General features: G+C 71.3%; 19 protein-coding genes, 4 tRNA genes and 1 pseudogene. 19 read left to right on the forward strand and 5 right to left on the reverse strand.

Features of this window, described 5'->3' with window-relative positions; genetic code table 11:
* Nucleotides 1-14: 14 nt before the first annotated feature.
* The 4 genes from OHA81_RS22515 (at nt 15) to OHA81_RS22530 (ending at nt 423) form a co-directional block, all read left to right on the forward strand.
* Nucleotides 15-87: transfer RNA gene (locus OHA81_RS22515), tRNA-Glu, on the forward strand.
* A gap of 64 nt (nt 88-151) precedes the next feature.
* Nucleotides 152-224: transfer RNA gene (locus tag OHA81_RS22520), tRNA-Glu, on the forward strand.
* A gap of 27 nt (nt 225-251) precedes the next feature.
* A tRNA-Gln gene (locus OHA81_RS22525) sits at nt 252-323 on the forward strand.
* Nucleotides 324-350: 27 nt separating this feature from the next.
* A tRNA-Glu gene (locus tag OHA81_RS22530) sits at nt 351-423 on the forward strand.
* 195 nt (nt 424-618) lie between these two features.
* Here OHA81_RS22530 and ndgR read toward each other — a convergent pair.
* Nucleotides 619-1,335, reverse strand: coding sequence for an IclR family transcriptional regulator NdgR (gene ndgR / locus OHA81_RS22535; protein WP_136213317.1), 717 nt, complete (start codon nt 1,333-1,335; stop codon nt 619-621).
* A gap of 119 nt (nt 1,336-1,454) precedes the next feature.
* On the opposite strand from ndgR, the gene leuC reads away from it, so the two are divergent.
* The 4 genes from leuC (at nt 1,455) to OHA81_RS22555 (ending at nt 4,663) form a co-directional block, all read left to right on the forward strand.
* Nucleotides 1,455-2,879 (forward strand): 3-isopropylmalate dehydratase large subunit, encoded by a 1,425-nt coding sequence (gene leuC, locus OHA81_RS22540; RefSeq protein WP_329198619.1) that lies wholly within the window; start codon nt 1,455-1,457, stop codon nt 2,877-2,879.
* A gap of 3 nt (nt 2,880-2,882) precedes the next feature.
* Nucleotides 2,883-3,476 carry a 3-isopropylmalate dehydratase small subunit gene (gene leuD / locus OHA81_RS22545; protein ID WP_329198621.1) on the forward strand — a complete coding sequence of 198 codons (594 nt, stop codon included), beginning with the start codon at nt 2,883-2,885 and terminating at the stop codon, nt 3,474-3,476.
* Between the two features lie 137 nt (nt 3,477-3,613).
* Nucleotides 3,614-3,841: a hypothetical protein gene (locus OHA81_RS22550; protein ID WP_329198623.1), complete on the forward strand. Its 228-nt coding sequence runs from the start codon at nt 3,614-3,616 to the stop codon at nt 3,839-3,841.
* A 144-nt stretch (nt 3,842-3,985) separates the two neighbouring features.
* Entirely contained in the window at nt 3,986-4,663 is a 678-nt protein-coding gene (locus OHA81_RS22555; RefSeq protein WP_329198625.1) for an HU family DNA-binding protein, read from the forward strand.
* 298 nt (nt 4,664-4,961) lie between these two features.
* Here OHA81_RS22555 and cofC read toward each other — a convergent pair.
* Nucleotides 4,962-5,588: pseudogene (gene cofC, locus OHA81_RS22560) on the reverse strand (2-phospho-L-lactate guanylyltransferase); the annotation flags it as partial.
* Nucleotides 5,589-5,805: 217 nt separating this feature from the next.
* Between cofC and OHA81_RS22565 the strand changes: the two are divergent.
* The 3 genes from OHA81_RS22565 to OHA81_RS22575 are packed head-to-tail and all read left to right on the forward strand — an operon-like array spanning nt 5,806 to nt 8,759.
* On the forward strand, nt 5,806-6,558 hold the full coding sequence (locus OHA81_RS22565; RefSeq protein WP_329198627.1) for a lysophospholipid acyltransferase family protein: 753 nt from the start codon (nt 5,806-5,808) through the stop codon (nt 6,556-6,558).
* Nucleotides 6,555-7,565, forward strand: coding sequence for an NAD(P)H-dependent glycerol-3-phosphate dehydrogenase (locus tag OHA81_RS22570; protein WP_329198629.1), 1,011 nt, complete (start codon nt 6,555-6,557; stop codon nt 7,563-7,565). Before OHA81_RS22565 ends, OHA81_RS22570 begins: the two co-directional genes overlap by 4 nt.
* A 39-nt stretch (nt 7,566-7,604) precedes the next feature.
* A complete protein-coding gene (locus OHA81_RS22575) occupies nt 7,605-8,759 on the forward strand; it encodes a D-alanine--D-alanine ligase family protein (RefSeq protein ID WP_329198631.1) in 1,155 nt (384 codons plus the stop codon).
* Nucleotides 8,760-8,843: 84 nt separating this feature from the next.
* On the opposite strand, the gene OHA81_RS22580 is transcribed toward OHA81_RS22575, so the two are convergent.
* Complete coding sequence (locus OHA81_RS22580) at nt 8,844-9,344, reverse strand: DUF3515 domain-containing protein (protein WP_329198632.1); 501 nt, start codon at nt 9,342-9,344, stop codon at nt 8,844-8,846.
* A gap of 22 nt (nt 9,345-9,366) precedes the next feature.
* Nucleotides 9,367-9,600, reverse strand: a complete 234-nt coding sequence (locus OHA81_RS22585) for an Lrp/AsnC family transcriptional regulator (RefSeq protein ID WP_190186891.1) — start codon at nt 9,598-9,600, stop codon at nt 9,367-9,369.
* Nucleotides 9,601-9,845: 245 nt separating this feature from the next.
* Between OHA81_RS22585 and OHA81_RS22590 the strand changes: the two genes are divergently transcribed.
* Both OHA81_RS22590 and thiD read left to right on the forward strand, forming a co-directional pair.
* The gene (locus tag OHA81_RS22590) at nt 9,846-10,829 is read left to right on the forward strand and encodes a thiamine-phosphate kinase (protein ID WP_329198635.1); all 984 of its coding nucleotides are present in this window, start codon (nt 9,846-9,848) and stop codon (nt 10,827-10,829) included.
* Nucleotides 10,826-11,626, forward strand: coding sequence for a bifunctional hydroxymethylpyrimidine kinase/phosphomethylpyrimidine kinase (thiD, locus tag OHA81_RS22595; protein WP_329198637.1), 801 nt, complete (start codon nt 10,826-10,828; stop codon nt 11,624-11,626). The genes OHA81_RS22590 and thiD overlap by 4 nt, the downstream gene beginning before the upstream one ends.
* Nucleotides 11,627-11,756: 130 nt before the next feature.
* On the opposite strand, the gene rpmB is transcribed toward thiD, so the two are convergent.
* Nucleotides 11,757-11,942, reverse strand: a complete 186-nt coding sequence (rpmB, locus tag OHA81_RS22600; protein WP_007266795.1) for a 50S ribosomal protein L28 — start codon at nt 11,940-11,942, stop codon at nt 11,757-11,759.
* 147 nt (nt 11,943-12,089) lie between these two features.
* On the opposite strand from rpmB, the gene OHA81_RS22605 reads away from it, so the two are divergent.
* From OHA81_RS22605 to OHA81_RS22630, 6 genes are all read left to right on the forward strand, one after another.
* Complete coding sequence (locus OHA81_RS22605) at nt 12,090-13,817, forward strand: DAK2 domain-containing protein (protein WP_329198639.1); 1,728 nt, start codon at nt 12,090-12,092, stop codon at nt 13,815-13,817.
* 26 nt (nt 13,818-13,843) lie between these two features.
* Nucleotides 13,844-16,039 (forward strand): ATP-dependent DNA helicase RecG, encoded by a 2,196-nt coding sequence (recG, locus tag OHA81_RS22610; protein WP_329198640.1) that lies wholly within the window; start codon nt 13,844-13,846, stop codon nt 16,037-16,039.
* A gap of 61 nt (nt 16,040-16,100) precedes the next feature.
* Nucleotides 16,101-16,679, forward strand: a complete 579-nt coding sequence (rsmD, locus tag OHA81_RS22615; protein WP_329198641.1) for a 16S rRNA (guanine(966)-N(2))-methyltransferase RsmD — start codon at nt 16,101-16,103, stop codon at nt 16,677-16,679.
* 14 nt (nt 16,680-16,693) lie between these two features.
* Complete coding sequence (gene coaD / locus OHA81_RS22620; protein ID WP_329202473.1) at nt 16,694-17,173, forward strand: pantetheine-phosphate adenylyltransferase; 480 nt, start codon at nt 16,694-16,696, stop codon at nt 17,171-17,173.
* Between the two features lie 103 nt (nt 17,174-17,276).
* The gene (locus tag OHA81_RS22625; protein ID WP_329198643.1) at nt 17,277-18,311 is read left to right on the forward strand and encodes an ATP synthase F0 subunit B; all 1,035 of its coding nucleotides are present in this window, start codon (nt 17,277-17,279) and stop codon (nt 18,309-18,311) included.
* A gap of 140 nt (nt 18,312-18,451) precedes the next feature.
* Nucleotides 18,452-19,102: a YceD family protein gene (locus OHA81_RS22630; RefSeq protein ID WP_329202475.1), complete on the forward strand. Its 651-nt coding sequence runs from the start codon at nt 18,452-18,454 to the stop codon at nt 19,100-19,102.

Here is a 19,102-nt window from a genome sequence, read left to right on the forward strand (position 1 = left end):
TAACGCAGTGCTTTGCCCCCGTTGTGTAGCGGCCTAGCACGCCGCCCTCTCAAGGCGGTAGCGCCGGTTCGAATCCGGTCGGGGGTACAGATCCTTCCCGCAAGACCTCCACTTGGGTAGCTCCCGGACGTCTTGATGCAGGATCGCTAGGGCCCCCGTTGTGTAGCGGCCTAGCACGCCGCCCTCTCAAGGCGGTAGCGCCGGTTCGAATCCGGTCGGGGGTACTACGTCTAGCATGGTCTAGACCACTATGGGCTATAGTGTAATTGGCAACACGAGGGTTTCTGGTTCCCTTATTCTAGGTTCGAGTCCTGGTAGCCCAGCGCAGTGCAGCAGTAACGCAGTGCTTTGCCCCCGTTGTGTAGCGGCCTAGCACGCCGCCCTCTCAAGGCGGTAGCGCCGGTTCGAATCCGGTCGGGGGTACGTACGGGAGAGGCCCTCCGCGATCATCGCGGAGGGCCTCTTCGCATGTCCGGGACTCGTCATGTCGGGAAGCGTGCGGGGTCTGGCGAGGACCCGCGCGGGCCTATAAGTACGGGCCCGGGGGCGCGTGTTCGGACGTGTGCGGCGTCGTACGCGCCCCGGGCCCGGAGGGACGGGGGGAAGGGCGGGGAAAGGTCAGCCGGAGCGGCGCAGGGCCTCCGTGAGCCGGCCCGCGGCATCGATGACCGCCTGTGCGTGCATCCGGCCCGGGTGGCGGGTCAGGCGCTCGATCGGGCCGGAGACCGACACCGCGGCCACCACCCGGTTCGAGGGCCCGCGCACCGGCGCCGAGACGGAGGCCACACCGGGCTCCCGTTCGCCGATCGACTGGGCCCAGCCGCGGCGCCGTACGCCCGACAGGGCCGTCGCGGTGAAGCGCGCGCCCTGGAGCCCGCGGTGGAGCCGCTCGGGCTCCTCCCAGGCCATCAGGATCTGCGCGGCCGAGCCGGCCTTCATCGGGAGCGTGGAGCCCACCGGGACGGTGTCCCGCAGGCCCGACAGCCGCTCGGCCGCCGCCACGCAGATGCGCATGTCGCCCTGACGCCGGTAGAGCTGCGCGCTCTCGCCCGTCACGTCGCGGAGGTGGGTGAGCACCGGTCCGGCCGTGGCCAGCAGGCGGTCCTCGCCGGCCGCGGCGGCAAGCTCTGCCAGCCGCGGGCCGAGGATGAACCGGCCCTGCATGTCCCTCGCCACCATCCGGTGGTGTTCCAGTGCCACGGCAAGGCGATGTGCCGTGGGTCGTGCGAGCCCTGTCGCCGCGACCAGCCCGGCGAGGGTGGCCGGACCGGACTCCAGTGCGCTCAGTACCAGAGCTGCCTTGTCGAGAACGCCGACGCCGCTAGAGTTGTCCATGAAACGATATTCACGTCTCACACTGTGAAACGCAAGTTCAATTTTTCCAAGAAACAGCGAGTCTGTATGTACGGGTCCACGAACCACTGGGTCCGGGACGGTGAGCCGGAGGGAAAGCGATGGGTAGGACACTCGCGGAGAAGGTCTGGGACGACCATGTCGTCCGGCGCGCCGAGGGCGAGCCCGACCTCCTCTTCATCGATCTGCACCTGCTGCACGAGGTGACCAGCCCCCAGGCCTTCGAGGGTCTGCGCCAGGCCGGCCGCAAGGTCCGTCGCCTGGACCTCACCATCGCGACCGAGGACCACAACACCCCCACCATCGACATCGACAAGCCGATCGCGGACCCGGTTTCCCGGGCCCAGCTGGAGACGCTGCGGCGCAACTGCGCCGAGTTCGGGGTCCGCCTGCACTCGCTGGGCGACGTCGAGCAGGGCGTCGTCCACGTGGTGGGACCGCAGCTCGGACTGACCCAGCCCGGCACCACCGTGGTCTGCGGCGACTCGCACACCTCCACGCACGGCGCCTTCGGTGCGCTGGCCTTCGGCATCGGCACCAGCCAGGTCGAGCACGTGCTGGCGACCCAGACGCTGCCTCTGGCCCGCCCCAAGACGATGGCGATCACCGTCACCGGCGCGCTGGCCGAGGGCGTCACCGCCAAGGACCTGATCCTGGCGATCATCGCGAAGATCGGCACCGGCGGCGGCCAGGGCTACATCCTGGAATACCGCGGCGAGGCCATCGAGGAGCTCTCGATGGAAGCCCGCATGACCATCTGCAACATGTCGATCGAGGCCGGCGCCCGCGCGGGCATGATCGCCCCCGACCAGACCACCTTCGACTACCTCCAGGGCCGCGACCACGCCCCCGAGGGCGAGGACTGGGACGCGGCGGTCGCCTACTGGAAGACGCTGCGCACCGACGACGACGCCGTCTTCGACGCCGAGGTCGTCATCGACGGCGCCTCGCTGTCGCCGTTCGTCACCTGGGGCACCAACCCGGGCCAGGGCGCGCCGCTGTCGGCCAGCGTCCCCGACCCGGCTTCGTACGAGGACGCTTCGGAGCGCCTCGCCGCCGAAAAGGCCCTGGAGTACATGGGGTTGACGGCCGGACAGCCGCTGCGCGACATCAAGGTCGACACCGTCTTCGTAGGTTCCTGCACCAACGGCCGGATCGAGGACCTGCGCGCCGTCGCGGGCATCGTCGAGGGCCGCAAAGTCGCCGACGGCGTACGGATGCTGGTCGTCCCCGGCTCGGTCCGCGTCGCGCTCCAGGCCGTGGAGGAGGGCCTGGACAAGGTCTTCAAGGAGGCCGGGGCCGAATGGCGGCACGCGGGCTGCTCGATGTGTCTGGGCATGAACCCCGACCAACTGGCCCCCGGTGAGCGTTCCGCGTCCACCTCCAACCGCAACTTCGAGGGCCGCCAGGGCAAGGGCGGGCGCACCCACCTGGTCTCCCCGCAGGTGGCCGCCGCGACCGCGGTACTGGGCCACCTGGCCTCGCCCGCCGACCTGTCCGACGCCACCGCCCCCGCCGGAGTCTGAATCATGGAAGCTTTCACCACCCACACCGGCCGGGCCGTGCCGCTGCGCCGCAGCAACGTCGACACCGACCAGATCATCCCGGCGCACTGGCTGAAGAAGATCACCCGCGACGGGTTCGAGGACGGGCTCTTCGAGGCCTGGCGCAAGGACCCGGAGTTCGTCACCAACCGTCCGGAGCGCGCCGGCGCGACCGTGCTGGTCGCCGGCCCCGACTTCGGTACCGGCTCCTCGCGCGAGCACGCCGTCTGGGCCCTGCAGAACTTCGGCTTCAAGACCGTCATCTCCTCGCGCTTCGCCGACATCTTCCGCGGCAACTCGTTGAAGAACGGCTTGCTGACCGTCGTCCTGCCCCAGGAGACGGTCGAGCGGCTGTGGCAGCTGACCGAGGCCGACCCCACCGCCGAGATCACGGTCGACCTCGTGGACCGCAAGGTCCGAGCCGAAGGCGTCGAGGCGGAGTTCGAACTCGACGACAACGCCCGCTGGCGCCTGCTGGAGGGTCTGGACGACATCTCCCTCACCCTTCAGAACGAAGCGGACATCGCCACGTACGAAAGCACCCGGCCCACGTTCAAGCCGCGCACGATTCAGGCGTGATTCCAGCCTGATCAGCGCTTATTCGCCCTCGGGTGATCACGACGCCCCCACTGTGCCCTCCGCCTCCCGGCGGGGGGCACAGTCGTGTGTTGAGGCCCCGTGAGGCGACAACTCGCCCCAGATGGCACAATCTGTGCATGGAACGCGACAGTCAACTTGAGCTCTACGAAGTCGTCGCGATCCGACTGAAAGAAGCACACGCAAGGGTGCGCACGCTGCAAGTCCCGGAGGGCGTACGGATGGCGCTGTCCCGGAAGCTGTTGGTCGTCACGGCTGCGGCGAAGCATGATCTCGCCGATGCGGCAAGGCGCCTGGACAGGTTGATGAAGGACCTCGACGAGGGTCGATTCCCTGAAGGCGACTGATGCGAAGGAACTCCGTAACGGCTTACAACGTTGCGGCACTAGGGTGATTAGCCCGTTTCGTGTTTGATTTGCGGTATATATCCGCCTAACGTGCGAAATAAGCTTGAACACATTCGTTCTGGCGAAGTCTCCGAAGGGGAAGACGTGAACAAGGCGCAGCTCGTAGAAGCGATTGCCGACAAGCTCGGCGGCCGCCAGCAGGCCGCGGACGCGGTCGACGCGGTACTGGACGCCATGGTCCGCGCGGTCGTCGCGGGCGACCGGGTCTCGGTCACCGGCTTCGGCTCGTTCGAGAAGGTCGACCGTCCGGCCCGCTACGCCCGCAACCCGCAGACGGGTGAGCGCGTCCGGGTCAAGAAGACCTCGGTTCCCCGTTTCCGCGCGGGTCAGGGCTTCAAGGACCTGGTCAGCGGCACCAAGAAGCTCCCCAAGGGTGGAGAGGTCGCCGTCAAGAAGGCGCCGAAGGGCAGCCTCACGGGCGCGCCGCCCACCGTCGCCAAGGCCGTCGGCAAGAAGGCCACCGCGAAGAAGACGGCCGCCAAGTCGACCTCCGCGCGCAAGACCACGACCGCCGCCACCACCAAGAAGGCCGCCGCCAAGAAGACGACCGCGGCCGCAAAGAAGACCTCCCCCGCCACGAAGAAGACGGCGGCCGGCTCCACCACGGCCGCGGCGAAGAAGACCACCGCCAAGAAGGCCACGTCCACGGCCAAGAAGACGGCTCCGGCGGCCAAGAAGACCACCGCGAAGACCACGGCGCCCGCCAAGAAGACGACGGCGCGCAAGACCACCGCGAAGAAGACCACCGCCCGCAAGAAGTAGCGGGGGCGCGAGTCACACACGCCGGGCCGGCTTCCCCAGGGCGGGGAAGCCGGCCCGCGGTGCGTCCGCACGGCCCGGTGGTGGGCGCGCAGCCCCGTCAGAACGTCTGCAGGGTGACCAGGGTGATGCGCAGGTCCGTCCCCGAACCCTCCGTCTCGATCCGCACGCGCTGTCCCGGACGCAGCAGCCGCAGGCCGCCCGCGTCGAACGCCGCGGCCTCGAAGGGCACCGGGGTGCCGTCGTCCAGCAGCACACTGCCGCTGCGGGTCTGGGAGTCGTACGTGTACGCGGTCGCCTGCATACCGGCACTGTATCGGGCCGTGTGACGGCCGACCCCGAGGGCGAGGGCCGTGCGCAGGTCCGCGCCCGTGTCCACGTCCCGGCGGATGCTGTCGACGCCGGTCAGGGCGATTTCCACCGCCCCGGACGCCGAATGCCGGGCCCGCGACGGGCCGCCGAACGAGGGCGCCAATTCCACGTCCGGCGCAGCGGAAAGCAGGGTCGTCCCGATTCCCGCCGCATCGGCCAGAAAAGCCCGCGGAAATACCGAAGCGGTATCGAGCACGCGTAGCAATTCCGGCGGCCGCAGCGCGGGCAGGTCCGCGTTCAGCGCGGCCACCGCCGCCCCGGGCCGCCCCGACCGCACCGCCCGTGCCCCGTGGGCCAGCGCCGCGTTGAGCCCGGCGCCGGGGGCGTCGGGGACTATCCGCGCCCCCAGCCGCGCCAGTTCCGCGCCCGCCACCGCGTCGTCCGTGACGACCACCACATCGGCCACCGCCGCGCAGGCCAGCGCCCCCGCCACGGTGTCCTGGGCGAAGGCCAGGGCGAGCGCCGGGCGCCAGCCGCCGACGGCCGCCGCGAGCCGGCTCTTGGCCAGCGCGAGCGGCTTCAACGGGACCACCAGACTCCAGACGGCGTTCGTCACGGCCCCCCTTCCCTCCGGTGCGCCCCCGCACGCGCTCGGGCCGTGGTCAGGTCACGGCCCGGTCATCAGTCGCCCTATTGTCACCTCAGCCCGGGCACGGGTGGGTCGGGCGGCCTGAGCGGGGCGTACGGTGTTCTCGACAGAGACCGGACCTGGGGCGACACTTGTCCGGCCCGCGAGGTGCCCGCGCGCCCCGGTCTTAGAGGAAGGTGTCCGAGTGTCCCGCCGCAGAATCGGCTTCTGGTACCGCCTGGCGGCGGTCATCGCGAAACCGCCGCTGGTAGTGCTCTTCAAGCGGGACTGGCGGGGAATGGAGCACATTCCGGCCGACGGCGGCTTTATCACCGCCGTCAATCACAACTCGTATCTGGACCCGCTCTCCTACGCGCACTTCCAGTACAACACCGGCCGGGTTCCGCGGCTGCTCGCGAAGGCCGCCCTGTTCAAGGTGCCTTTCGTCGGCATGATCCTGCGCGGCTCGGGACAGATCCCCGTCTACCGGGAGACCACCAACGCCCTCGACGCGTTCCGGGCGGCCGTCGCCGCCATCGAACGCGGGGAATGCGTGGCCTTTTACCCGGAGGGCACTTTGACCCGCGACCCGGGGATGTGGCCCATGGCCGGCAAGACCGGAGTGGCCAGGGTGGCGCTGGTGACCAAGGCCCCCGTCATCCCGGTGGCCCAGTGGGGCGCGAACCTCGCGATGCCGCCGTACGCCAAGGAGAACAAGGTCAGCCTCTTCCCGCGCAAGACCCTCCAGGTGCTCGCCGGGCCGCCCGTGGACCTCTCCGAGTTCTACGACCACGAGCCCACCCCCGACGTGCTCAAGGCGGCCACCGAGGCCATCATGGCGGCGGTCACCGGGCTGCTGGAGGAGCTGCGCGGCGAGAAGGCGCCCGAGCAGCCGTACGACCACCGCAGGGCCAGGGCGGAACAGCGGCGCAAGGCCGCGGGGGAGGGCATGAAGTGACACGTCCCGTGAAGGCAGCCGTGTACGGAACCGGCTCCTGGGGCACGGCGTTCGCCATGGTCCTCGCCGACGCCGGCTGCGAGGTGACCCTCTGGGGCCGCCGCAAGGAGCTGGCCGACGCCGTCAACACCGGCCGGAGCAACCCGGACTACCTGCCCGGCGTCGAGCTCCCCGCCGGCATCCGGGCCACCACCGACGCCGCCGAAGCCGCCGAGGGGGCCGACTTCACGGTCCTCGCCGTGCCCTCCCAGACCCTGCGCGGCAACCTGGCCGCCTGGGCGCCGCTGCTGGCCCCCGACACCGTGCTCGTCTCCCTGATGAAGGGCATCGAACTCGGCACCGCCAAGCGGATGAGCGAGGTCATCGAAGAGGTCGCCGGAGTCCCGGCCGCGCGCGTCGCCGTGGTCACCGGCCCCAACCTGGCCCGCGAGATCGCCGCCCGCCAGCCCGCCGCGTCCGTGGTCGCCTGCGTGGACGAAGCCGTCGCCCAGCGCCTCCAGGCCGCCTGCCACACCCCTTACTTCCGCCCCTACACCAACACCGACGTGGTCGGCTGCGAGCTCGGCGGCGCCGTCAAGAACGTCATCGGCCTCGCCGTCGGCATCGCGGACGGCATGGGCCTGGGCGACAACACCAAGGGCTCGCTCATCACCCGCGGCCTCGCCGAGACGACCCGCCTCGGCCTCGCCATGGGCGCGGACCCGCTCACCTTCTCCGGCCTGGCCGGCCTCGGCGACCTGGTCGCCACCTGCTCCTCGCCGCTCTCCCGGAACCACACCTTCGGCACCAACCTCGGCCGCGGGATGACCCTGGAGGAGACCATCGCGGTCACCAAGCAGACCGCGGAAGGGGTCAAGTCCTGCCAGTCCGTGGCGGATCTGGCCCACCGGCACGGAGTGGACATGCCGATCACCGAGACGGTCGTCGACATCGTGCACCACGGCAAGCCCACGCTGGTCGCATTGAAGGAACTCATGGGCCGCAGCGCCAAACCGGAACGCCGCTGAGTCCTTTCCGGACGTCCGAGCGGGTACTCTCGTGGCGATATGAGCAGCGAGAACCTCCCCCAGACCCCTGAGCAGCAGGGCCGCAAGCCCCGCGTGGCCGTCGTGTTCGGCGGCCGCAGCTCGGAACACGCCATCTCGGTCGTCACGGCCGGCGCCGTGCTGCGCTCCATCGACCGGTCCAAGTACGAGGTGCTGCCCATCGGCATCACCACGGACGGCCGGTGGGCGCTGACCGCCGACGAGCCCTCCCGGATGGCCATCGCCGACCGGAAGCTCCCGAACGTCGACGAGCTCGCGGACTCCGAGGACGGCGCCGTCGTCCTCTCCGTCGACCCGGCGAACCGCGAGGTCGTCTACACCGAGCCGGGCGCCGTTCCCAAGGCCCTGGGCGAGGTCGACGTCGTCTTCCCCGTGCTGCACGGCCCGTACGGAGAGGACGGCACCCTCCAGGGGCTCCTGGAACTCGCCGGGGTCCCCTACGTCGGCTCCGGAGTCCTCGCCTCGGCCGTCGGCCAGGACAAGGACTACATGAAGCGGGTGTTCACCTCCTTCGGGCTGAACGTCGGCCCGTACGTGACCATCCGCCCCCGCGAGTGGTCCGACCCGGACGCCGCCCGCGGCAAGATCCTGGACTTCGCCGCCGAACACGGCTGGCCGCTGTTCATCAAGCCCGCCCGGGCCGGATCCTCGATCGGCATCACCAAGGTCGACGACGCCGCCGCCCTCGACGCGGCCGTCGCCGAGGCCCAGCGCCACGACCCGAAGATCATCGTCGAGGCGCTGCTGCGCGGCCGCGAGATCGAGTGCGGCGTGCTGGAATTCGAGGACGGGCCCCGTGCGAGCGCCCCGGCGGAGATCCCGCCGGTCTCCAGCCACGACTTCTACGACTTCGAGGCGAAGTACATCGACTCCGCTTCCGGGATCGTGCCCGCCCCGCTCACCCCCGAGCAGACCGCCGAGGTGCAGCGGCTCGCGATCGAGGCCTTCGAGGCAGCGTCCTGCGAGGGACTGGTGCGCGCCGACTTCTTCCTCACCGAGGACGGCACCTTCGTCATCAACGAGATCAACACGATGCCGGGCTTCACCCCGATCTCCATGTACCCCCGCATGTGGCAGGAGTCGGGCGTCGAGTACCCGGAGCTGGTCGACCTCCTGATCCAGGCCGCCCTGCGCCGCTCCACCGGACTGCGCTGAGCCCGGCCAGGCCGTACGCACGAAAGGACCGCCCGCCGGATCTCCGGCGGGCGGTCCTCGTGGGAACGGGGGGCGGGCGGTGCCTCAGTAGGAGGAGATGCCCTCCGGAACGGTCTTGGCTACCGCCCCCGAGAGCCCGACGAGCATCTGCGCGTCGGTGGCGTGTTCCTTGTCCACCCGGACTTCGGTGTACGCCAGCCGCAGCCCGGTCGTGAACCGGTAACCGCCGCCCTCGCCGTCGGGCAGCTTCTCCACCAACCAGCCCACTCCGTTGACCTCGACGCCGTCCTGCTTCGGATCGGCCATCCGCGGCGGCTTGGGGATACCGCACCGCAGTACGATCGCCGAGCCGCCCCACGCGGCGGTCAGCGGCGACTGCGGTGTGGTGCCGGTCCGCTCCAGACCGGCCACCGTGTCCGGGAGCTCCTCGTGCAGTGCCGCACAGAGTCCCGCGACCTCGGCGGGCGGCGTGGGCGGTGGCTCCAGCCGGACCGGCGAACCGTCCGGAGCGCAGCCCGTGAGGGCCAGCAGGGCGGTGCAGGCAGGCAGGGCCAGGAGACGCAGCGGCCGGCGGTGGTCAGACATCACCGGCCAAGAGTAGACGGGGCTACAGATGGACCACGGGGCAGGTCAAGGTGCGGGTGATCCCCTCCACCTGCTGGACCTTGGCGACCACCATGCGGCCGAGATCGTCGACGGTGTCGGCCTGGGCGCGCACGATCACGTCGTACGGGCCCGTCACGTCCTCGGCTTGGATCACCCCCGGGATCCGGCCGATGGACTCGGCGACGAACGACGCCTTGCCCACCTCGGTCTGGATGAGGATGTACGCCTGTACCACGGAACCTCCAGGGCGGCCACGAGGATCATTTCCCCTAACCTTCGGTTGGGCCCTGGAACTGCGGGTGGGCCCGGGGAAGAAGGGACGCCACGGTACCGCGTCGCCGAGCGCCGCGGGGAGACCCGCGAGCCCGGCACCACGCACGGCGGGGCGCACATGGAGCAGAAGTTGACGTATCTGTTGACGGTACCCAGAGCTGTGACGGCTCGCGACCGCAAGCGGACTGGGCAAGAAGGGGCACAGCGATGAAGGGCACTGTGGGCGAGCTGGGGGAGTTCGGGCTCATTCGGGAGCTCACCTCACGGCTCACCACCACCCCGGCGGTCCGGCTCGGACCCGGGGACGACGCCGCGGTGGTGTCGGCCCCCGACCGACGGGTCGTGGCGAGTACGGACATCCTCCTGGAAGGCCGGCACTTCCGGCGCGACTGGTCCACGGCCTACGACGTCGGCCGCAAGGCCGCCGCCCAGAACCTCGCCGACATCGCCGCCATGGGCGCGGTGCCGACCGCGCTCCTGCTCGGCCTCGTGGTACCGGCGGAACTGCCGGTGACCTGGCCCACCGAGCTGATGGACGGCATCCGCGACGAGTGCCAGGTCGCCGGGGCGGCCGTGGTCGGCGGCGACGTCGTACGCGGTGACACCATCACCGTCGCCATCACCGCCCTCGGCGACCTGCGCAACCACGAACCCGTGCTGCGCTCCGGCGCCCGGCCCGGCGACGTGGTCGCCGTCACCGGCTGGCTGGGCTGGTCCGCGGCCGGGTTCGCCGTGCTCTCGCGCGGCTTCCGCTCCCCGCGGGCCTTCGTGGAGGCCCACCGGCGTCCCGAGCCGCCCTACCACGCCGGTCCCGCCGCGGCCGGCCTCGGCGCCACCGCCATGACGGACGTCAGCGACGGCCTGGTCGCCGACCTCGGTCACATCGCCGAGGCCAGCAAGGTACGGATCGACCTGCGCTCGGCGGCCGTCGACATCCCGAGCCAGATGTACGACATCGGCCAGGCCGTCGGCGTGGACCCGCTCCAGTGGGTCCTCACCGGAGGCGAGGACCACGCCATCGTGGCGACCTTCCCGCCCGACGTGAAACTGCCCGCCCGCTGGAAGGTCATCGGCGAGGTGCAGAACCGCTCCGCGCTGCCCCAGGTGACCGTCGACGGCGCCCCCTGGACCAGCACCGGCGGGTGGGACCACTTCGGCGCCGACCCGGCCGCCGAGGAGCCTTCCCGGTGAACCGCCCGCCGCTGTGCCTGACCGTCGCCGGATCCGACTCCGGCGGCGGCGCCGGCATCCAGGCGGACCTCAAGACGATGCTGGCGCTCGGCGTGCACGGGATGAGCGTCGTCACCGCCGTGACCGCCCAGAACTCGCTCGGCGTGCAGGGTGTCTGGGAGCTGCCCGCCGAAGCCGTCAGGGCCCAGTACCGGGCCGTGGTGGACGACATCGGGGTGCAGGCCGTCAAGACCGGGATGCTGTCCTCGGCGGCCCTCGTGGAGACGGTGGCCGAACTCCTCGCCTCCACCGCGGCCCCTGCGGTCGTGGACCCCGTCGGGGTCTCCAAGCACGGCGACGCGCTGCTCGCCGCCTCGGCGCTGGACGCCGTACGCGGGGAACTGCTGCCCAGGGCCACGGTGGCGACACCGAACCTCGACGAGGTGACGCAGCTCACCGGGGTCGTCGTCGAGAACGAGGACGACATGCGCCGGGCCGCCGACGCGGTCCTCGGTTACGGCCCGCGCTGGGCCCTGATCAAGGGCGGCCACCTGACGGCACACGGCGACGAGGCCGTGGACCTGCTGACCGACGGCGCCGCGGAACACTGGCTGCGCGCCCCCCGGTACGACAACCGGCACACCCACGGCACGGGCTGCACCCTGGCCAGCGCCGTCGCGGCGGGCCTCGCCCAGGGCCTGGACGTACCCGCGGCCGTCAAGGCGGCCAAGGAGTACGTCACCGGCGCCCTCGCGGCCGGCTTCGCGCTCGGCGCGGGCATCGGCCCCGTGGACCACGCCTGGCGGTGGCGCCCCTAGGCCGCCCGGCAACGACGCGCGGGGCCGGTGAACTCACCGGACCGCGCGCGGGAAAGGCAAAAGGCCGGTCCACGAGGTGGACCGGCCTTCTTGGCAACCGGAAAGGGCTGCGCTACGACGACGGAAGGCGTCAGCGCGAGACCTTGCCGGCCTTGATGCACGAGGTGCAGGCGTTGAGGCGCTTCGGCGTCCCATTGACCACGGCACGGACGCGCTGGATGTTCGGGTTCCAGCGACGCGAGGTGCGGCGGTGCGAGTGGGAGATGTTGTTGCCGAAGCTCGGCCCCTTGGCGCAAACGTCGCAGTTGGCAGCCACAGGTCACTCCAAAGACTTCAGATGCACTTACAGTGAATCCGGCGCACCGGAATCAGAGATCCGAAGTGGTTTGCCGGGGGAATGGCCCGACTCTCATCGGGCAACCGGAGCAGCATACAACGACTGCGCCCGTCCAAGAAAACTACCATGGGCTCCGCCGGCCCCGCCCGGACGGCCGGCCTTGGTTACCCTGCGGTGAACCCCGGCCCGCACAAGGAGGAACGCCCGGTGCCGCACGAGCCTGCGCCGCAGTCCGCCGACGAGCTCGACGCCGAAGCGGTGCGCGCCTGGAGTTCGCTGGCCCTGGCCGCCCTGGACCGGGCCCGCGAGGACATCGACGCCATCAACGTCTACCCCGTCGCCGACGCCGACACCGGCACCAACCTCTACCTCACCGCCGAGTCCGCCGACCGCGAGCTGGCCGCCGCCTTCGAGGACGAGACGCGGACCACTGCCGCCCCCTCCCTCCCCGAAGCCGTACGGGCCTTCGCGCACGGCGCCCTCATAGGCGCCCGGGGCAACTCCGGCACCATCCTGGCGCAGCTGCTGCGCGGGGTGGCGGACGTCCTCGGCGCCGAACCGGGGGAACGGGCGCCCGGCCCGATGCTCGCGCAGGCGCTGGCCCGGGCCGCCGAAGAGGCGTACCAGGCCGTCGCACACCCCGTCGAGGGCACCATGCTCACCGTGGCGACCGCCGCGGCACGGGCGGCGGGCGCCGCCGCCGGGACCGCCGCCGACGTGGCCCGCGCCGCCTACGACGGGGCCCGTGCGGCCCTCGCCGAGACCCCCGGGCAGCTGGCCGCGCTGGGCCGGGCCGGCGTGGTCGATGCCGGAGGCTGCGGGGTGGTCGCCGTACTCGGGGCGCTGTGGCAGGCGCTGTCCGGTCAGGAACCCGCGCCGGAACCCGTCCGGGGGCGGGCCGTGCCCGTACCGCAGCCGCCGCAGCCCTGCGACGCGCAGGACCAGGGCGGACCCGCGTACGAGGTGATCTACCTGCTCGAGGCCACCGAAGCCGCCGTTGCCACGCTGCGGACCCGGCTCGACGGGCTCGGCGACTCGCTGGTGGTGGTCGGTGGCGAGGGGCTCTGGAACGTCCACGTCCACGTCGACGATCCCGGGGCGGCCGTGGAGGCCGGGGTGGTCGCCGGGCGGCCCTACCGCATCCGCATCACCCACTTCGGCGACGAGCGGCGCCGCGCGCGGACCGAGCGCGTCCAGCGGGCCGTGGTCGCCGTGGTCCCGGGCGAGGGGCTGGCCGGTCTGTGCGGGGAGGCGGGCGCGACGACCGTCCTGGCCCGGCCCGGGGAGGCGCCGGCGGTCGCGCAACTGGCCGACGCGATCCGGCGGGCCCACGCCCGCGAGGTGGTCGTGCTGCCCAACGACAGCGAATGGCGCGCGGCGGCCTCGGCGGCCGCCGAGGAGGTCCGCGCCGACGGCGTACGCGTCGCCGTGATCCCCACGCGCTCGGCGGTCCAGGGCCTGGCCGCCCTCGCCGTGCACGACGGGGACGCCAGCTTCGACGAGGACGTGGTGGCCATGACCGCCGCCGCGGGCGCCACCCGCTACGGGGAACTGGCCGTCGCCGAACGGCAGTCCTTCACCTCCGCCGGCATCTGCCAGGAAGGCGACGTGCTCGGCCTCATCGACGGCGACGTCGCCGTCATCGGATCCGGCCTGCCCGAGACCGCGGAGGCCGTCCTGGCGCGGATGCTGGGCTCCGGCGGCGAACTCGTCACGCTCGTCCTGGGACCGGAGGTCCCCGACGCGCTCGCCGCGCGCCTGGAGGCGTACGTCCAGCACGGGCACCTGGCCGTCGACACCGTCACCTACCGGGGCGGCCGGTATTCGGCGCCGCTGCTCATCGGGGTCGAATAGCCGCGTTGTCGGCGCCATGGTGTGCAATGGAACACGTGCCCGCGCTCGACGAAGACCTCAAGAAGACGCTCGGCCCCGCCACCGCGAAGGTGCTGGCCGAGCAGCTCGGCCTGCACACGGCCCTGGACCTGCTCCACCACTACCCGCGGCGGTACGCGGAGCGGGGCGAGCTCACGCCCCTCGCCGACCTCGCCGACCAGATCGACGAGCACGTGACGGTCGTCGCACAGGTCGCCGACGCGAGGCTCCTCACCTACCAGGGCAGCCGGGGCGGCGGCAAGCGCCTCGAAGTCACCATCACCGACGGCAGCGGCCGGCTCCAGCTCGTCTTCTTCGGCGCGGGCGTCCACAAACCGCACAAGGACCTGCTCCCCGGCAGCCGCGCCATGTTCGCGGGCAAGGTCGGCATGTTCAACCGCAAGCTCCAGCTCTCCCACCCCGCCTACGAGCCCCTCGGCGCCGACGCCTCCGACCGGGACGCGGCCACCGCCTTCGCCAACCAGCTCATCCCGATCTACCCGGCCTGCGCCAAGCTGGAGTCCTGGAAGATCGCCAAGTGTGTGGACGCCGTACTGCCCCGGGCCCGGGAGACCGTGGACCCGCTCCCCGCGGCGCTGCGCGAGGGCCGGGGCCTGGTCCCGCTCCCCGAAGCGCTGCTCAAGATCCACCGGCCGGGAACCAAGGCCGACATCGAGGACGCCCGGCAGCGACTCAAGTGGGACGAGGCCTTCGTCCTCCAGGTCGCCCTCGCCCGCCGCCGGCACGCCGACTCCCAGCTCCCCGCCGTGCCGCGCCGCGCCGCCCCCGGCGGACTGCTCGACGCCTTCGACGCGAAGCTGCCCTTCACCCTCACCGCGGGCCAGCAGACCGTCTCCAAGGAGATCTTCGACGACCTCGCCACCGAACACCCCATGCACCGCCTCCTGCAGGGCGAGGTCGGCTCCGGCAAGACGCTGGTCGCGCTGCGGGCCATGCTCGCCGTCGTCGGCTCCGGCGGGCAGGCCGCGATGCTCGCGCCCACCGAGGTGCTCGCCCAGCAACACCACCGCTCCATCACCGAGATGATGGGCGAGCTCGCCGAGGGCGGGATGCTGGGCGGCTGCGACCAGGGCACCAAAGTGGTGCTGCTGACCGGCTCGATGGGGATGCCCGCGCGGCGGCAGGCGCTCCTCGACCTGGTCACCGGCGAGGCCGGCATCGTCATCGGCACCCACGCGCTCATCGAGGACAAGGTGCAGTTCCACGACCTCGGCCTGGTCGTCGTGGACGAGCAGCACCGTTTCGGGGTGGAGCAGCGCGACGCGCTGCGCTCCAAGGGGAAGCAGCCCCCGCACCTGCTGGTGATGACGGCGACCCCGATCCCGCGCACGGTCGCCATGACCGTCTTCGGCGACCTGGAGACCTCCGTCCTGGACCAGCTGCCCGCCGGCCGCTCCCCGATCGCCACGCACGTGGTCCCCGCCAAGGACAAGCCGCACTTCCTCGCCCGGGCCTGGGAACGGGTCCGCGAGGAGGTCGACAAGGGCCACCAGGCGTACGTGGTGTGCCCGCGGATCGGCGACGAGGCGGACGAGAAGAAGAAGTCCGCCGAGGACGAGAGCGAGAAGCGGCCTCCGCTGGCCGTCCTGGAGATCGCCGAACAGCTGGTCAAGGGCCCGCTCGCCGGGCTGTCGGTCGAGGTGCTCCACGGCCGGATGGACCCCGCCGACAAGGACGACGTGATGCGCCGCTTCGCCGCCGGCGAGGTCAAGGTGCTCGTCGCCACCACCGTCATCGAGGTCGGGGTGAACGTCCCGAACTCCACCGTGATGGTGATCATGGATGCCGACCGGTTCGGCGTCTCGCAGCTCCACCAGCTGCGCGGCCGGGTCGGCCGTGGCTCCGCGCCCGGGCTGTGCCTCCTGGTCAGCGAGATGCACGAGGCCAGCCCCGCCCGGGCCCGCCTCGCCGCCGTCGCCGCCACCCTCGACGGGTTCGAGCTGTCCCGGATCGACCTGGAGCAGCGCCGCGAGGGCGACGTCCTCGGCCAGGCCCAGTCGGGCGTGCGCTCCTCGCTGCGGATGCTCGCGGTCATCGAGGACGAGGAGGTCATCGCGCAGGCCCGCGAGGAAGCCACCCGCGTGGTCGCCGAAGACCCCGAACTGACCGGTCTGCCGGGCCTGCGCACCGCGCTCGACGCCCTGCTGGACACCGAGCGCGAGCAGTACCTGGAGAAGGGCTGACCGGTACGACATATCGTGGGAGCCCACAGGCATTCCCGCATTCCCCACCCGAAGGACCCAGATGACGCGCGTGATCGCCGGCAGCGCCGGCGGGCGACGGCTGGCCGTGCCCCCCGGCACCGGCACCCGCCCGACCTCGGACCGGATGCGCGAAGGGCTCTTCTCCACCTGGGAGTCGCTGCACGGCGTCGAGGGGTCCCGGGTGCTGGACCTGTACGCCGGCTCCGGCGCGGTCGGCCTGGAGGCGCTCTCGCGCGGCGCCGACCACGCACTGCTGGTCGAGCCCGACGCCAAGGCCGCCAAGGCGATCCGCGACAACATCAAGGCGGTCGGCCTGCCGGGCGCCGACTTCCGGGCCGGGAAGGCGGAACAGATCGTCGCGGCGGCCCCCCAGGGGGAGCCCTACGACGTCGTGTTCCTCGACCCCCCGTACGCCGTGGGCCACGATGATCTCCGGGAGATCCTCCTCACACTCCGGGCCAATGGCTGGATCACGGACGATGCGCTCGTCACCGTGGAGCGCAGCACCAGGAGCGGCGCCTTCCCGTGGCCCGAGGGCTTCGAGCCGCTCCGGTCGCGCAAGTACGGTGAGGGCACCCTTTGGTACGGACGCGCCGCTTTCACCAGCGAAGACTCATGAACGAGGGAGTTCAGTTGCGCCGCGCAGTCTGTCCGGGGTCCTTCGATCCCATCCACAACGGACACCTCGACATCATCGGACGCGCCTCCAGGCTGTACGACGTCGTGCACGTCGCCGTGATGATCAACCGGTCGAAGCAGGGCCTGTTCACCGTCGAGGAGCGGATCGAGCTGATCCGCGAGGCGACGGCCGACTACGGCAACATCCAGGTCGAGGCCTTCCACGGCCTGCTCGTCGACTTCTGCAAGCAGCGGGACATCCCGGCCATCGTCAAGGGCCTGCGCGCGGTCAGCGACTTCGACTACGAGCTCCAGATGGCGCAGATGAACATGGGCCTGTCGGGCGTCGAGACGCTGTTCGTCCCGACCATCCCCACCTACAGCTTCCTGTCCTCCTCGCTGGTCAAGGAGGTCGCGGCCTGGGGCGGCGACGTCGCCCACCTGCTTCCCGCGCACGTACACGCGGCGCTCCTGGCGCGGCTCGCCGAGCGCTGACCGCAGGGCGTTCCCCCAGCCGGTCCCGCGCGTCCACCCGGCGGCCTTAAAGTCGTCCCGTCCGACTCGGGAACCGCCCGAGGCCGAGAGAGTGCGAGCCCCCATGGACGTGCAGAAGAAGCTCGACGAGATCGTCGCGGCCGTCAGCGGCGCCCGGTCCATGCCCATGTCGGCTTCCTGCGTGATCAACCGCGCGGAGCTGCTCGCCGAGCTGGAAGAGGTCCGCAAGGCGCTCCCCGGCTCCCTCGCCCAGGCACAGGAGCTCATCGGCGGCCGGGACCAGATGGTCGAGGAGGCACGCCGGGAGGCGGACCGCATCATCGAGTCCGCCCACGCCCAGCGCGGTTCGCTGATCTCCGACACCGAGATCGCGCGGCGGGCGCAGGCCGAGGCCGACCGGATCCTCGCGGACGCCCGCCGGGAGGCCGGGGAGATCCGGGCCGAGGCGGACGACTACGTCGACAGCAAGCTCGCGAACTTCGAGGTCGTCCTCAGCAAGACCATCGGCTCCGTGGACCGCGGCCGGGAGAAGCTGCTGGGCCGCGGCCCGGGGCTGGACGAACACGGGTACCCCGAAACCGACGCCCCCGAGCGCAGCAGCGACCCGCAGACGCAGCGCGAGCAGGCGGACGCGTACGTCGACACCAAGCTGGCGACCTTCGAGGCGGTGCTCTCCAAGACCCTGGAGGCCGTCGGCCGGGGCCGCCAGAAGCTGCTGGGCCGGGTGCCGACGGACGACCTGGGCGCGCACATGGCCGCCCAGGACGCCGCGGACGCCTCGCAGTCCCGCTCGGCGAGCGACGCGGACTTCCTGGCGGGCCTCGCCGAACCCGTACCCGTACCCGCCGCGGCCCCGGTCCCCGCCCAGACCCGGCAGGAACCGGCCTACGACGCCTACGCCTACGAAGGGCAGCAGCCGCAGCAGGACCCGTACTCCGGCTACCAGGACCCGTACGGCTACCAGCAGCAGGTCCAGCAGCCGGACCCGTACGGGGTGCCCTACCAGCAGCAGCCCGACCCTTACGCGGCGTACCAGCAGCCCCAGGCCCCCCAGCAGCCCGCGCTCGACGAGACCAGCTTCTTCGACACGAGCATGATCAACCTGGACCAGCTGCGGCAGTACGAGCAGGACCGCTAGGCCGGATTGGGCGCTGGGCGCGGCGCCGGGTATCCTGGCTGTTCGGTCGCGCGTATGCACCGCGATCCATGCTGCCCTCAAGTGCTCCACTTGTGGCGCAGTCTTTGCTCTTCAGCGATCTGTGAAAGCAGGAACCGGCCCTGAACACCCACCTCGACCACCGCAACCCCCTCGTGTTCGACACGCACGAGCTGGGTCGGCGTCCTGGTGCCATGCAGCGGCTGTCCCGCGAGATCGCGGCGCCGGCGGACCTCGGTCTCGCCGACGTCATCGGAGTGCCGGAAGGCGCCCCGCTGAAGGTCAACCTCCGGATGGAGTCGGTCATGGAAGGGGTGCTTGTCACAGGCACCGCTCGTGGCCGGGCCGTGGGGGAGTGCGTAAGGTGTCTGGAGACCGTCGAGCGCGAGCTCAAGGCGGACTTCCAGGAGATGTTCTCGTACCCTGACGCCGACGACCGGACCCGCTCCAAGGCGGAGCCGGCCGACGACGCCGAGGACGACGAGGACACGCTCCACCTTGAGGACGGCTTGTTCGACCTCGAACCCGTGCTGCGTGACGTGGTGGTGCTCGCACTGCCGCTGCAGCCGGTGTGCCGGGAGGACTGTCTCGGACTGTGCCCCGAATGCGGGCTCAATCTGAACGAGGACCCGGACCACCACCATGACGCCGTCGACATCCGTTGGGCGGCTCTGCAGGAACTCGTCGTGACCGATCAGGACGACGAGAAGGACAACATGAGCGGCACTGCATCTGACGGAGTTCAGAGCGCCGCCGAGAAGCAGGAGAAGTAG

This window comes from Streptomyces sp. NBC_00667 (genome assembly GCF_036226825.1).
Classification (GTDB): Bacteria; Actinomycetota; Actinomycetes; order Streptomycetales; family Streptomycetaceae; genus Streptomyces.